The sequence below is a fragment of the Paenibacillus sp. lzh-N1 genome, from assembly GCF_002872435.1.
Lineage (GTDB): Bacteria > Bacillota > Bacilli > Paenibacillales > Paenibacillaceae > Paenibacillus > Paenibacillus polymyxa_C.
Genome location: NZ_CP025696.1, coordinates 5079633 through 5093407, shown reverse-complemented (window position 1 = coordinate 5093407; position 13775 = coordinate 5079633). Strand labels below are relative to the sequence as shown.

The 13775-nt window shown below is 45.5% G+C and carries 13 protein-coding genes and 1 pseudogene; 12 read left to right on the top strand and 2 right to left on the bottom strand.

The genetic code is table 11. From position 1 onward, the window contains the following. The first annotated feature begins 15 nt into the window (after positions 1–15). The 8 genes from C0638_RS22415 (at position 16) to mnhG (ending at position 8004) form a co-directional block, all read left to right on the top strand. Positions 16–990, top strand: a complete 975-nt coding sequence (locus C0638_RS22415) for an aldo/keto reductase (protein ID WP_058710467.1) — start codon at positions 16–18, stop codon at positions 988–990. Between the two features lie 535 nt (positions 991–1525). Beyond that, complete coding sequence (locus tag C0638_RS22405; protein WP_040101486.1) at positions 1526–2167, top strand: universal stress protein; 642 nt, start codon at positions 1526–1528, stop codon at positions 2165–2167. A gap of 77 nt (positions 2168–2244) precedes the next feature. Further along, complete coding sequence (locus C0638_RS22400; protein ID WP_058710540.1) at positions 2245–5073, top strand: Na+/H+ antiporter subunit A; 2829 nt, start codon at positions 2245–2247, stop codon at positions 5071–5073. A 1-nt stretch (position 5074) separates the two neighbouring features. Further along, positions 5075–5410 (top strand): Na(+)/H(+) antiporter subunit C, encoded by a 336-nt coding sequence (locus tag C0638_RS22395; RefSeq protein ID WP_040101484.1) that lies wholly within the window; start codon positions 5075–5077, stop codon positions 5408–5410. Further along, positions 5407–6882 carry a Na+/H+ antiporter subunit D gene (locus C0638_RS22390; protein ID WP_058710465.1) on the top strand — a complete coding sequence of 492 codons (1476 nt, stop codon included), beginning with the start codon at positions 5407–5409 and terminating at the stop codon, positions 6880–6882. Before C0638_RS22395 ends, C0638_RS22390 begins: the two co-directional genes overlap by 4 nt. 6 nt (positions 6883–6888) lie before the next feature. Next, the gene (locus C0638_RS22385; protein ID WP_058710464.1) at positions 6889–7365 is read left to right on the top strand and encodes a Na+/H+ antiporter subunit E; all 477 of its coding nucleotides are present in this window, start codon (positions 6889–6891) and stop codon (positions 7363–7365) included. Further along, the gene (locus tag C0638_RS22380; protein ID WP_058710539.1) at positions 7365–7658 is read left to right on the top strand and encodes a Na(+)/H(+) antiporter subunit F1; all 294 of its coding nucleotides are present in this window, start codon (positions 7365–7367) and stop codon (positions 7656–7658) included. The genes C0638_RS22385 and C0638_RS22380 overlap by 1 nt, the downstream gene beginning before the upstream one ends. Then, a complete protein-coding gene (gene mnhG / locus C0638_RS22375; protein ID WP_040101481.1) occupies positions 7642–8004 on the top strand; it encodes a monovalent cation/H(+) antiporter subunit G in 363 nt (120 codons plus the stop codon). Before C0638_RS22380 ends, mnhG begins: the two co-directional genes overlap by 17 nt. Positions 8005–8428: 424 nt before the next feature. Here the strand turns inward: mnhG and C0638_RS22365 are convergent. Continuing rightward, a pseudogene (locus C0638_RS22365) lies at positions 8429–9145 on the bottom strand (multidrug resistance efflux transporter family protein); the annotation flags it as partial. Between the two features lie 185 nt (positions 9146–9330). Here C0638_RS22365 and C0638_RS22360 point away from each other — a divergent pair. Next, the gene (locus C0638_RS22360) at positions 9331–10527 is read left to right on the top strand and encodes a GTP-binding protein (RefSeq protein WP_025679057.1); all 1197 of its coding nucleotides are present in this window, start codon (positions 9331–9333) and stop codon (positions 10525–10527) included. On the opposite strand, the gene C0638_RS22355 is transcribed toward C0638_RS22360, so the two are convergent. Beyond that, a complete protein-coding gene (locus tag C0638_RS22355) occupies positions 10524–11390 on the bottom strand; it encodes a LysR family transcriptional regulator (RefSeq protein WP_025679058.1) in 867 nt (288 codons plus the stop codon). The genes C0638_RS22360 and C0638_RS22355 overlap by 4 nt on opposite strands. 131 nt (positions 11391–11521) lie before the next feature. Between C0638_RS22355 and C0638_RS22350 the strand changes: the two genes are divergently transcribed. The 3 genes from C0638_RS22350 to C0638_RS22340 all read left to right on the top strand — a co-directional run bounded on the left by C0638_RS22350 (position 11522) and on the right by C0638_RS22340 (position 13762). Then, entirely contained in the window at positions 11522–11851 is a 330-nt protein-coding gene (locus C0638_RS22350; RefSeq protein ID WP_013370888.1) for an antibiotic biosynthesis monooxygenase family protein, read from the top strand. Positions 11852–11930: 79 nt separating this feature from the next. Beyond that, positions 11931–12950 (top strand): daunorubicin resistance protein DrrA family ABC transporter ATP-binding protein, encoded by a 1020-nt coding sequence (locus C0638_RS22345; RefSeq protein ID WP_025679061.1) that lies wholly within the window; start codon positions 11931–11933, stop codon positions 12948–12950. Continuing rightward, positions 12947–13762, top strand: coding sequence for an ABC transporter permease (locus C0638_RS22340; protein ID WP_013370890.1), 816 nt, complete (start codon positions 12947–12949; stop codon positions 13760–13762). Before C0638_RS22345 ends, C0638_RS22340 begins: the two co-directional genes overlap by 4 nt. The last annotated feature ends 13 nt before the right edge of the window (positions 13763–13775 follow it).

Sequence of the window (13775 nt, the reverse complement as noted above, 5' to 3'; positions counted from 1 at the left end):
AAGGCGGGAGACAGTATGGAGTATTCATACTTAGGAAAGTCAGGCTTGAAGGTTAGTCGGTTATGTCTGGGCACAATGAATTTCGGACCGGAAACTGAAGAAAAGGATGCTTTTAAGATTATGGATGCCGCGCTTGATGCGGGCATTAACTTCTTTGATACGGCTAATGTATATGGCCATGACCGTAAAGGCTGGACGGAAGAAATTATCGGACGATGGTTCCAGCAAGGCGGTGGAAGACGCGAAAAGGTCGTATTGGCGACCAAGGTTTACGGGGACATGAAAAATGAAAATGACGGACCCAATGCAGGATCAGGTTTGTCTGCTTACAAAATTCGCCGTCATTTGGATGCGTCGCTGAAACGTCTGCAAACCGATCATATAGAGCTATATCAAATGCATCACATTGACCGCAATGTGTCATGGGATGAATTGTGGGGTGTATTCGAGTCCGTGGTGGATCGTGGACAAGTTGGTTATATCGGTTCCAGTAATTTTGCAGGGTGGCATATTGCGGTGGCTCAGGCCGAAGCGAAGGCACGTCGTTTTCTGGGTCTGGTATCGGAACAGCATTTGTACAACCTGAACGAACGTTCGGCTGAGCTTGAAGTATTACCGGCAGCTCAAGAGCTGGGTCTGGGTGTAATTCCATGGAGCCCGTTGGCGGGCGGACTGCTGGGACGCAATGCGTTAGCAGGTACAGGTTCCCGCAGCGCACGTGCCAAGGAAAAGGTAGAGCAGAATCGTGCGAAGCTGGAACAATTTGCGGCGTTATCTCGCGAGCTGGGTGAAAAGGAAGACGTGATTGCCCTGGCTTGGGTGCTATCTCATCCGGCCGTGACGGCTCCAATTATCGGACCACGGACATTAGAACAGTTAGAGGATGCTCTGCGGGTACCTGAGGTTAAATTAAGTAAAGATGTGCTTGCCAAACTGGATGAGATTTTCCCGGGTCCGGGAAAACCTGCACCAGAAGCCTACGCTTGGTAATCATACCTCGTACTTATGATCAAGCAACATTCTTTTTAAAAATAATTTCCAAAAAAAACAGCAGATCTGGGAGTAGTCTCCTTGAGCTGCTGTTTTTATACTAATCGGAAAAACTAACAACTATTCGTTAATCTTTCGTACTATCCGTACATACTCCCTGGGGAGAAAGGGAATGCTTATTAGGACAGGTTCAGTGAAATGAGCTGATCGGAATTTGTAACTTTCAACTGCTGGTAACATCTGGCTCATAGCTATTTTTGTGTGAATATTATGTTCAAGTCCCCAGCCCACGATAAGCAATAGGATAAAGAGACTGGTGCAGATCATCATTTTGCGCATCAACACATGAACCACTCCTCTGTAAGAATATTCTCCATTTCTACAGGGTGCTATACGCAAAAAAAATTACCTTTACAATCTCCCCGGTAAACTATATAATTAGAACTAATTGTATATTGTTTTACCCGGAGGAGCCTGCCAACAGTGGGCTCTTTTTGTGTTTTTTTCGTTAAATTGGAAACAGGAGGCACAGAAAATGATGACGGAGATGAACAATGAGAGCATTATGGTGTGTGTCCATTATGGTCCGCACGGACAGCGGTTAATTCAAAGAGGCAGCGAATTATCCCGGTTACTCGGGGCTCCTTTATATGTGTTAACAGTGGATGCAACAACAGATCATGAATACAACCAAAACAAGGAACAATACCTCTCAGGATGGGAAAAGCAGACCAAAGATGCTGGAGGATCGTTTCTAATTCGTAAATGCAATGGGAAAAAGACAGCTGAAGTGATCGTGGAGACAGCTCAGGAAAAAAAGGTTACCCAAATTATCATTGGCCAGTCCAGTCAGACGCTATGGCAAGAGATTACCCGTGGTAATTTTGTCAACGATTTGATTGAACAGCTGGGTCCCATTGATCTTCATATTGTGGCTGTGCAGCGTTATCCCGAGCTCTTAGAGCACTCGCATGAGAAGGGATTTTCCGCTTATTTGGTAAAGCGGGATGGAAATTATGTACTGAGCGAAGAGCCTGGTGGAGAAGATACGATAAAAGGGATTTTTTTTCGTGAGCTGGATACTGATTTCAACAGCGGTCTATTCAAAATCGTTAGAAATGGGGAAGCCCAGTATTTGAGAATTCTACAAAGTGAATGGGTAAAGCCGCATTCCTAGAGGTCATATACAAAAAAAGTAAACTTATATAGGGGGAGTGCTCGATTGTGTTGCATGCTGCAATTTTGATTCCATTCATGCTGGCTGTCCTAATACCGTTGACCAAGGGCGTTTCGCGCTGTCATACAGGTTGGATAGTCTTGCCCGTACCCATAGCTCTTTTTCTGTACTTCCTGACAAGGATATCGGACATTCAGGCTGGAAATGATACGATATCAACTATATCTTGGATGCCTTCACTTGGGATTAATATTACGTTGCATCTGGATGGACTGAGCCTGCTATTTGCTCTGCTGATTACGGGAATGGGTGCGTTGGTGATTTTGTATTCCATTTATTATCTTAATAAGCGGACGGAAGCGATTCGCCATTTCTACATCTATTTGCTCATGTTTATGGGAGCAATGCTTGGTGTCGTTTTGTCTGACAATTTGATGGTTCTATATGGATTCTGGGAGTTAACCAGTATTACATCATTTCTGCTGATCGCCTTTTGGCACCGACGGGAGAGATCACGTTATGGAGCTCTGAAGTCGATGCTAATTACTGTCTTTGGCGGGCTGGCGATGTTCGCGGGGTTCAATCTACTCTACGTAATGAGTGGAACATACAGCATTCGAGAGATTATAGCCCAAGTCGGCTTATTGACTGAGTCCCCGTTGTTTATTCCGGCGATGCTGCTGATTCTACTGGGGGCGTTTACTAAGTCTGCACAATTTCCTTTTCACATCTGGTTGCCCGATGCCATGGAGGCGCCGACACCTGTCAGTGCTTATCTGCATTCAGCTACAATGGTTAAGGCGGGGTTATACCTTGTGGCGCGTCTTAGCCCCGTATTCGCTGGACAGTCCGAATGGTTCTGGTTGGTTTCACTTTCAGGTCTGGTCACGCTTTTTTATGGATCGTTTAAAGCGATTAAACAAACAGATCTTAAAGCTCTGCTTGCCTATTCCACTATTAGTCAGCTTGGTCTGATTATGTGTTTGCTCGGGCTGGGATCGGCTTCTGCCTTTTTTTCCGATACAGAGGAGTCGTTATTCTATACGACGGCTACTGCGGCGGCCATCTTTCACCTGATCAACCATGCCGTCTTTAAAGGCTCTCTATTTATGGTGGTTGGTATTGTCGACCACGAGGTGAACACTCGGGATCTGCGCAAGCTCGGCGGTTTAATATCCCTAATGCCAGTCACCTTTTCTGTGGCGTTGATGGGGGCTTTCTCGATGGCAGGGTTACCACCATTCAGCGGTTTTCTGAGTAAAGAAATGTTCTTTACCGCTGTGTTGAATATTCGGGAGTTGGATGTTCTGAATACACAGTCGTGGATGATTCTAATTCCGGTGATTGCATGGATTGCCAGTGTATTTACCTTTGTTTACAGTATGATTTTGGTCTTTAAAACTTTTACTGGTAATCTCCAGCCGGAGAAGCTCGATAAAATACCGCATGAAGCACCGCTGGGTCTGTTGATTTCCCCTGTCCTGCTGGTTTCACTCGCTGTGGTATTCGGCTTATTTCCTGATCTCTTGTCTTATTCTCTGATTGAGCCGGCTATGGGCTCGATCTATAACGAGCTATTGTCGCCAATGGAAACCTTCGGTGTCTCCATTCATTTCTGGCATGGTTGGACACCTGAGATATTCATGACACTGGGTGTTATCGCTGTCGGGACACTTCTCTATAGAAGACACAGCCGATTGCGGATTCTGGATCGGGAACGGAACGGTAGCAATTTTCTTAATCTCATGTACGATGGATCTCTTCAAGTGCTGGAACGTGGATCAAACCGCTTCACAAATCTCTACATGACGGGATCAAACAGACATTATTTACTTTATATATTTGGCTTTTTCGTCATTGCCTTAGGAAGTGCGATGATTGGTACCCAAGGAATATCGCTGGGTATGAGCCACTATGCTCCGTTAGGTTTCTATGAGGCTGTCATTGTTGTTGTAATGCTTCTAGCAGCGTTGGCCGTACCCTTTGCTAAGTCGCGGGTCAACGCGATTTTATTTACTGGTGCAGTCGGGTACATGGTGACTCTGCTGTTTGTTATCTTCCGCGCACCTGATCTTGCATTAACACAAATGATTGTGGAGACAGTATCTGTCATTCTGTTCCTTCTGTGCTTTAAGTATCTTCCGAAGTTAAAAAAAGAGAAGGAGCGTCTGAGCTTTAGATTGCCGAATTTGATTATCGCTGCAGGTGTAGGAATTACGATGACATTCATTGGGCTGGCAGCAATGGGCAGTAGTCCATTCGCTCCTATTTCGGAGTTTTTCCTTAAAGAAAGCTATTCCTTGGCCGGAGGGAAAAACGTAGTCAATGTCATTCTCGTTGACTTCCGGGGATTCGACACTCTATTTGAAATTATGGTTCTCGCTATTGCATCCCTTAGCATTTATGCCTTGATTAACTTGCAAGTGGAGCCTGGCATTACACCCGCCAACAAAAATAAGAAGGGGGGAAGAATGGCTTTTCCGCTCCGGAGTAATGATGTAATCTTGCGAACTATGTCCAAGGTTATCATAATCGTGATTCTCACTTTCTCGATGTATTTGTTCTTTGCCGGACACAATAATCCGGGAGGTGGCTTCATCGGAGCCCTGATGACTTCAGTAGCGCTTATTTTGATGGCGATCTCCTTTGGGATGGACACGGTTCGTAAAGTCCTTCCAGTGAATTATCGCATGATCACAGCGGTAGGGCTGCTCATTGCAATTCTGACTGCGGCTGGCTCGTTTGTTTTCGAGGCCCCTTTTCTCAGCCATGCCTTTGGGCACTTTGATCTGCCTATTATGGGTGATACCGAGCTGGCTACAGCAGTCCTCTTTGATCTGGGGGTATACCTGGCTGTAGTAGGTGTGACCATGAGTATTATTTTTACCATAGGGGGGGATGAGTGAAATGGAACTGATTATGGCTGTAGCTGTAGGTATTTTATTTACAATTGGGGTGTACCTGATTTTATCTAAGAGCCTTCTGCGCATTGTTTTGGGGACTTCCTTGCTAACTCATGGCGTTCATTTGCTGCTCTTGACGATGGCCGGACTAAAGACGGGAGCTGCTCCAGTATTAGGAGGTAAAGCGGAGACTTATGTGGACCCTTTACCGCAGGCGTTAATTCTGACCTCTATCGTCATCAGTTTTGGAGTCACTGCCTTTTTCTTCGTGCTTGCTTACCGTTCATACCAGACGTTGGGCACCGATGAAATCGACAGTGTTAAGGGGGAAGAACGATGAGCAATCTCTTGGCACTACCGATTTTAATTCCCTTATGTACCGCTGTTATATTGATTTTTATGAAGGAGAGAGTTCTGCTTCAGCGGTTCATTAGTACAGTTAGCGCCATTTTGAATATTATGATTGCTCTTGTGCTGATTTACCGCATTCATAGCGGAGGTATACAAACTTTGCAAATGGGGGGATGGGCGCCGCCGTATGGCATTGTGTTCGTGGGGGACATGTTTGCGGCTCTGCTTGTGTTAACCGCTTCGGTGGTAAGCTTGGGGATTCTTATCTACTCCTTCCGCAGTATTGATGCAGAACGGGAGCGTTTTTATTACTACACCTTTTTTCATTTCTTGCTTGTAGGTGTCTACGGATCTTTTCTTACAGGAGATATGTTCAATTTGTTCGTTTTCTTCGAGGTTATGCTGATTTCCTCCTATGCCTTGATTTCACTGGGAGGAACGAAGCTCCAGCTTCGGGAAACCTCCAAATATTTGCTTATTAACATTGTGTCATCCACACTTTTTGTGGCAGCAGTTGCTTATCTATATGCGGCTGTCGGCACCCTGAATATGGCTCATTTGTCTCAGCGGGTTGCTGAAGCGGGGCAGGGAGGCGTACTCAATGTGATCGCTGTTCTGTTCCTGATTGTGTTCTCATTGAAAGCGGGATTATTTCTCTTTTTCTGGCTGCCGGGTTCTTACAGTGCGCCACCGTCTGCTATAAGGGCCTTGTTCGGTGCGTTACTGACAAAAGTGGGACTGTATGCAATCATTCGGACCTTTACTCTTATTTTTGTCAATGATCCCGGACTCACGCATACGTGGGTCGCTTGGATGGCAGCGGCTACGATGATTCTGGGAGGACTGGGAGCGGTGGCTTATAACGATATTCCTCGTATCTTTAATTACAACGTCATTATCAGTGTAGGCTTTGTGGCCTTCGGTCTGGCTGCAGCGACACCAGATGCATTGAATGGGGCGATTTTCTATTTGCTACACGATATGTTGGCAAAAGGATTAATGTTTGTTCTTGGGGGTATCATTATCACTGCAGCGGGAACGGATCAATTAAAAGATATGGGGGGTCTCATCAAACGCTATCCTTTAATCGGCTGGATGTTTTTTACACTGGCCCTTGCACTTGTAGGTATTCCACCGCTTAGCGGGTTTGCCGGTAAAGTGTTGATAACTCGGGGCGGATTGGATGCTGGAATGCTGACATTATCCTTGATTGGGCTAGGATCGAGTTTCCTTGTGCTGTACTCGCTGATCAAAGTATTCAGGCTTGCATTTTGGGGGAATGAACCCGAAGGCAACTTGCCGAAGATAAAGCTAAAAAGTGTGAGTACTGTGGCGGCCGGTTTGCTCGTCCTGGTTATATTGATGGGCATCGGGGCGGATTGGGTCTATTCCTATGTTGCACAAGCTGGTGATGTGCTGGCTCATCCCACGCTATACATCGAAGCTGTAATAAAGGAGTAGATGAAGATGGTCTTTCAAATATTATTAAATCTGATGATTGCATTGCTGTGGATGCTGCTTAACAACGACTGGTCAGGGTCGCGGTTCACCATGGGCATTCTGTTAGGGATAGTCATATTGCTTGTTTTGCGTAAGTTCCGTCCAGAACCTTTCTACTTGAAGCGCATATGGGCCATCCTGAAGCTGCTACTTCTGTTTATGCGGGAGCTGATCGTTTCTAGCTTTGCGGTTATCCATCATATTCTCCGCCCGAAGCTGACGATCCGCCCAGGCATTTTTGTCTATGAGACTGCTTTAAAATCAGATTGGGAGGTCACTATTTTATCGTGCCTCATTTGTCTGACACCAGGAACGCTCACTCTGGAAATATCCGGAGAAGGTCAAATGCTGTATATTCATGCCATGGACATACAGGACGCGACACTGCTTTCTGAGCAAATTAGAGGGACCTTTGAAAAAGCGATCATGGAGGTGACACAGTGATAGTTCTGGCACTTATGACTGCATCACTAGCTATTCTCTCCTTAGCCATATTAGGTTGCTTATACCGTTTGATTAAAGGACCAACCCGTCCAGATAGGGTAGCCGCGCTGGACACGATAGGTATAAATCTGCTAGCTATGATTGCTGTGATTTGTATGCAACTGAGGACACAAGATTTTATTGAAATTGTTCTTGTTATAGGAATTCTGACATTTATAGGAACAACGGCGTTGGCGAGATATATAGAAAGAGATGCCGTCATAGACACTGGGGGTGATGAACTTGATCGGTGAGTTGTTTACTGCGATCCTTGTTTTGTTCGGCGCTCTGTTCTGTGGATTGAGCGCATTTGGGTTGATTCGGCTACCAGATGTTTATTTACGTTCTCACGCCGCAACCAAAAGTGCAACGCTTGGCGTGCTTTGTGTATTAACAGGAGCCTTTCTTTATTTTTTGTTTTATGTAGACGTGGTCAGCATCAAATTACTGCTTGCCATTGTGTTTGTCTTTATCACTTCTCCCGTAGCCGGGCATCTAAATGGAAGAGCTGCCTACCGTTCAGGAGTCCCTTTATGGGAGAACAGTGTTCAGGATGATCTGGCGCCGGTATTGGAACAAAATACATCTTCAAAACCATAGTGCAGGATTGCGTCATGTCTGTCTGGATTGATGCTAAATGTGGAGGGATCATGTGCACAATATCATTTCCGTCCAGCCGTATTACAAGGTGGAAAGAATCGTAACTCCGTTAAAACAGGAAACAGTTATCCATCGTCGAGTTTTACACTTGTATACAACTAAAATTATATCAGCGTACCGGGAGTTTGCTCTCAATGAGGTATATGATATATCGTTTAAAAGTATCGGGAAGGGTTATGGTGTTCTTTATTTGCATACGAAACAAGGTGTATTCCCTTATAATGTAGAATCAGATCCAAAAGACTTTATGATAGAATTCAAAAAAAATGTAGAAAAGTAAGATTGTTCAATTCAAAAGATTTAAAAAGACCGTATCTATTTTTTGCGGTCTTTTTCTAATGCCTGAAGTTACCTAAAGTTTTTTAGCATGTGTAACTTCTACTGTGGCCAGCTTTTGCATATTTGCACGTACCTGATTTGTAGCTTTGCAAAAATAAGACAGTAGCAATTACCCCTGAGAATACGGTCACCAGAGCAGACTGTATGGTCTGATTCTTCTTGGCATTCCTGCGCTCAACATCTCATATAACGAAATGCGATTACCTAATGGATAGGCGAAAGAGGCCAGAATTACAGGCAACATACCGAATAAAAAATCTTGAGTAGAAATAGATTGCGACTGTTCGACCTGCATCACAATAATTCCGATTAAAATAATCAGAGATATCAACAATCCTTGGATCGGGATTTTTCCTCGTACTTTGACAGGGCCGTTCTCCGTTTGGACAACCTCAGCAAATAAAGGAACAAGCAAAGAACCGGAAATAATGGTTATTTGCCAAGTCCCTGCAATCAACCACCCCGGTGAATATGCGGATGAGAAGCATAACGGAGCATAAAATAAACCAAATCCAATGAAGCTCCACCACAGCCACATTCCCGGTTGTTCCTTCATGACTTTCCAAAGAGGCTTGAGCTTATGTTGGGCCATTACAATGACGAACAGCATAGGAACCATAAACAGATAGCGTAATGAAGCACTCCAGATCCAGCTCCCCCCAGACAGCTCCATGGACCGGTTGAGAACAAATGTAAAAGCAAAAAAGAAAGCCGCTAACACACCTAACCAGATTGAGCGCATAGCATTCTCCTAATTCTTTAAGTATCGTTATTTCTCATATTAATTACTTTAGATCATTCATTTCAAGAGTTTCTTTACAGTTGACAAAGCAAAAGGAATGCTGTATATTTCTGAATGCTGATTTAATAGTAATTATTACGATTAATGGTTGATAATAAGCTAATATTAAGGGGAGTGAACCAGCAATGAATAAGAAACCAATCCCGGTAACCGTGTTGAGCGGGTATTTGGGTGCAGGAAAAACGACGATTTTGAATCATGTTTTAAACAATCGAGACGGAATGAAAGTAGCAGTCATTGTCAATGACATGAGTGAAGTAAATATAGATGCCGAGCTGGTTAAAAAAGAGGGCGGCTTGTCCAGAACAGAAGAAAAACTGGTCGAGTTGTCTAATGGTTGTATTTGCTGTACATTACGTGAAGATTTATTGCTTGAGGTCAAGAAGCTAGCGGAACAAGGCGAGTTTGATTATATATTAATTGAATCTACGGGCATCAGTGAACCTGTTCCCATCGCTCAAACCTTTACCTACGCTGATGAAGGAACGGGCATTAATCTAGCTTCGCTGGCAAAACTGGATTGTATGGTGACTGTAGTGGATGCGAACCGTTTCTGGCATGACTTTGAATCAGGAGAAACGCTGCTGGATCGTAAGCAAGCTACTGGAGAAGATGACACACGTGATATCTCGGACTTGCTAATTGACCAGATTGAAACTTGTGACGTATTGATTCTGAATAAGTGCGATCTGGTTCAGCCCGCAGAGCTGGACAAGCTGGAGGGTGTGCTGCGGAGATTGCAACCTGAAGCCCGAATCATTCGCACTTCCAAGGGAAAGGTCGCGCCTTCGGACATTTTAAATACCGGGCTGTTCAACTTTGACAAAGCTAGTCAATCCGCTGGCTGGATTCGCGAGCTGGAGCTGGAAAGCCACACACCGGAGACGGACGAATATGGAATCAACTCTTTTGTTTATCGGCGTAGAAGACCGTTTCATCCTGCAAGATTGGCAGAATTTATGAGCTACTGGCCGGAGGAAATCGTTCGCGCCAAAGGCTTGGTCTGGATTGCAGCCCCTCAGGATTGGGCGGCGAGCATCAGCCAGGCAGGGCCATCTATTCAATTTGGTCCAGCGGGAAGTTGGCTTGCGGCGTTGCCAGAAGAAGAACGGCAGGAAATCATTGCGGGCAACCCTGAGGCTCTGGACCATTGGGATGAGCAGTGGGGCGACCGCATGAACGAAATCGTTATGATCGGTATCGGAATGAATCGGCTGAACTTGGAAGAAGAGCTAGATGAATGTCTGCTGAACGATAGCGAAATGGATATGGACTGGTCCAGCTTTGAGAATCCGTTGCCTTGGCCAACAGGAAGAAGCTAGTTGATCCATTCAGTAATAAAGTCCATACACTTTTTGGCGGCTGGAGCCATGTTCTTTAAGGAGACCGTAGCAATACCGACGGAACGGGAATATCGTCCATCCAAGGGCCGAATACAAATGTCATAAGGGTTTTGGACTAAAATCATTTCGGGAAGGATACTTACGCCCAGGCCATTTTGCACCATAGCCATAATGGCATGATCATCTTCTAATTCATATTTGATTTTCGGAACAAGCTTGTGCTGGGAAAAAATTCTCTGTACATCTGTATCACAGCCTGAAGCCGGCATAATGAAGGGTTCATTGAGAAGCTGATCCACACGTATGCTTGTCTGCTCCCGAAGCACATGATTAGACGGAAGTACGCACAGCATTCTTTCTTTTTTTAACGGTAATACTTCCAGTCCATCGAGTGTAGGCAGATTAACGAAGCCAAAATCAGCTTCTCCGCTGGCTATCCAATGCTCTATGTCATGGTAGTTCCCGTCGAGCAATTTTAGTTCAATAAGTGGGAACTGCTCGTTAAACTTTTGGATGATCCCAGGCAACCAATGGATGGATACACTTGAGAATGTACCTATCTTTACAGTTCCGGTCTCCAGTCCTTTGATGAGGGCGACCTCTTGATACAGCTTTTCATTCATTTGGATGATTTCTCTGAAATGCTTCATCAGACGTTCTCCGTTGCTGGTCAATTGGATGCCTGAACGTCCTCTAATTAAAAGAGTTAGGCCCAATTCATACTCCAAAGCAGAAACGGCATGGCTAATAGCGGATTGTGTAAGATTGAGAAGTGCTCCTGCTTTGGTAAAGCTTCCTGCTTCTATTACGCTAAGAAAGACCTTATATTTAAACAAATTCATGTGTCCTCCAACATAGAATGAAATATATTCATACATAGTATCATATATATTCATTTTTTTTATCTCAGCTTTGTAGTTATAATCGAACTTGAGAAAAATGCCGATTAACCATTAATTTCTGGGAGGTACCTATGAGTTCAATTGCAAAAACACCACAGCCCCCTTATTATGCAGCTATTTTTACTTCTGAGCGTACGGAAGGGGATGGCGGATACGGAAAGATGGGGGACAAAATGGTGGAACTGGCTGCCAAGCAGCCTGGATTTCTAGGTGTGGAAAGTGTTCGTGACCAAAACGGAGTGGGCATCACCGTGTCCTATTGGGAGTCCTTGGACGCTATAAAACATTGGAAGGATAACGAGCTACACAAGCTAGCACAGGAGAAAGGGAAATCTGATTGGTATAAAGCATTCGGTTTAAGAGTGAGCAAGGTAGAACGAGATTATTTTTTTACAGTGTAAATAATTAAGTAAAAGGTCTGTTCATATTCAGTTCATAAAAGTGGATTATTCTCTCTATAGAAATCGTTGTAGGGAGGAAATGAAAGTGGATTATACAGACAAAAAAGAAACCCTGGCCATTGAAGCAAGAGGACTAGTTAAAACTTTTGGTGATAAGTATGCGGTACATGGTGTCGATCTAAATGTGCGTGCCGGCACGATCTACGGAGTGCTTGGTCCCAATGGGGCAGGTAAGACGACGACCATCCGAATGCTGTCAACGTTATTGCGACCTGATGGGGGATCGGCGCTTATTTTTGGACACGATGCAGTAAAGGAACCGCAGGTTGTTCGTCAATTAATTGGCGTAACGGGTCAGTACGCATCGGTCGATGAGTCGCTTAGTGCTACCGAGAATCTGATTATTTTCTCCAGGCTGCTCGGACTGGAACGTGCTGAGGCACGTCATAAGGCAGCGGAGCTGCTAGAGGAATTTGGATTGTCTGAAGCAGCCAAGCGACCGTTAAAGCATTTCTCCGGAGGCATGCGCCGCCGACTGGATTTGGCCGCAAGTCTTATTGCCAAGCCGCCACTAATCTTTCTGGATGAGCCGACTACCGGACTGGACCCGCGCACGCGTGTTCAGATGTGGGACACGATCCGGCGTCTGGTGAAGACGGGTTCCACCGTATTGCTCACGACCCAGTATCTCGATGAGGCGGATCAGCTTGCTGATCGAATTGCGGTGATCGATCATGGTCGGGTAGTCGCCGAGGGGACGGTAGATGAACTGAAAGCGGCAGTGGGGTCGTCAACTCTGCAACTCAGAGTGCAAAATCAACAGGATATCGGAAGGGCTGCTCGAATCGTTGAACAAGTGCTTTCAGTCAAGTCCAGCGTGTCGGTGGAGGCTGGAAAAATTATTTCTCCGATGGCTAATGCCGATCGGGTGACGGACCTGCTGATTGCTCTCCGTGCCGGAGAAATTCACCTGGCAGAGATGAGTGTGCAAAAGCCAACGCTTGACCAGGTGTTTCTGTCCATCACTGGCCAAGGCGTACAAGTAAATGAGCAGCAGACGGCCCATGAAGCACATGCCGTAGAGGGGGTGAGAGCATGAAAAACGCTACTGCTATGACAGCTTCTCATCGCACCTTGAAAAAGTCTGTGAGTTTCAAACAGGCGTTCGCCAACTCCATGACGATGGCCTACCGGGGCATTCTGAAGATCAGGCATACTCCTGAGCAGTTGTTTGATGTCACGCTCCAGCCGATTATTTTTACTCTTATGTTTACCTATATCTTTGGCGGGGCTATCTCAGGAGACGTGCAGCATTATCTACCGGTCATCATTCCAGGCATCCTCGTCCAAACAGTCATCTCGACCTCCGTCGTTACCGGTGTGCAACTGCGGGAGGATATGGACAAGGGAGTGTTCGACAGGTTCAAGTCACTTCCGATCGCACGTATTGCCCCTTTGGCTGGAGCTCTGCTGGCCGACAGTCTTCGTTATACTATTGCGACTGTACTTACCTTTGCCATGGGGTATATTTTGGGGTATCAACCAGAGGGAGGACTGCTGAGTGTTGCGATCGCTGCACTTCTGGTCATCGTGTGTTCCTGGGCGGTCAGCTGGATATTCGCCTTCTTTGGCGTGATTGCCCGCACGGCCTCAAGTGTACAGGGTATCTCCATGATTGTTCTGTTTCCACTTACCTTTATTTCCAACGCATTTGTGCCTGTAGATACTATGCCTGGCTGGCTACAGTGGTTTGTGAACGTCAACCCGATTTCACATCTTGTGAACGCGGTTAGAGAGCTTGCGAATACGGGGATGATTGGCGGAGAACTGGCGATCTCTTTGCTTGGGGCGGCAGTTATTGTGGCGATCTTTGCCCCGCTTACAGTTCGTGCTTATATGCGTAAAGCATAGGAAGGGGAACTCT

What these genes read in the sequence shown, in the direction of transcription:
- C0638_RS22415 (WP_058710467.1), top strand. Translation starts at nt 16, where the DNA reads ATGGAGTATTCATACTTAGGAAAGTCAGGCTTGAAGGTTAGTCGGTTA.
- C0638_RS22405 (WP_040101486.1), top strand. Translation starts at nt 1,526, where the DNA reads ATGATGACGGAGATGAACAATGAGAGCATTATGGTGTGTGTCCATTAT.
- C0638_RS22400 (WP_058710540.1), top strand. Translation starts at nt 2,245, where the DNA reads ATGCTGGCTGTCCTAATACCGTTGACCAAGGGCGTTTCGCGCTGTCAT.
- C0638_RS22395 (WP_040101484.1), top strand. Translation starts at nt 5,075, where the DNA reads ATGGAACTGATTATGGCTGTAGCTGTAGGTATTTTATTTACAATTGGG.
- C0638_RS22390 (WP_058710465.1), top strand. Translation starts at nt 5,407, where the DNA reads ATGAGCAATCTCTTGGCACTACCGATTTTAATTCCCTTATGTACCGCT.
- C0638_RS22385 (WP_058710464.1), top strand. Translation starts at nt 6,889, where the DNA reads ATGGTCTTTCAAATATTATTAAATCTGATGATTGCATTGCTGTGGATG.
- mnhG (WP_040101481.1), top strand. Translation starts at nt 7,642, where the DNA reads ATGAACTTGATCGGTGAGTTGTTTACTGCGATCCTTGTTTTGTTCGGC.
- C0638_RS22360 (WP_025679057.1), top strand. Translation starts at nt 9,331, where the DNA reads ATGAATAAGAAACCAATCCCGGTAACCGTGTTGAGCGGGTATTTGGGT.
- C0638_RS22355 (WP_025679058.1), bottom strand. Translation starts at nt 11,390, where the DNA reads ATGAATTTGTTTAAATATAAGGTCTTTCTTAGCGTAATAGAAGCAGGA.
- C0638_RS22350 (WP_013370888.1), top strand. Translation starts at nt 11,522, where the DNA reads ATGAGTTCAATTGCAAAAACACCACAGCCCCCTTATTATGCAGCTATT.
- C0638_RS22345 (WP_025679061.1), top strand. Translation starts at nt 11,931, where the DNA reads ATGAAAGTGGATTATACAGACAAAAAAGAAACCCTGGCCATTGAAGCA.
- C0638_RS22340 (WP_013370890.1), top strand. Translation starts at nt 12,947, where the DNA reads ATGAAAAACGCTACTGCTATGACAGCTTCTCATCGCACCTTGAAAAAG.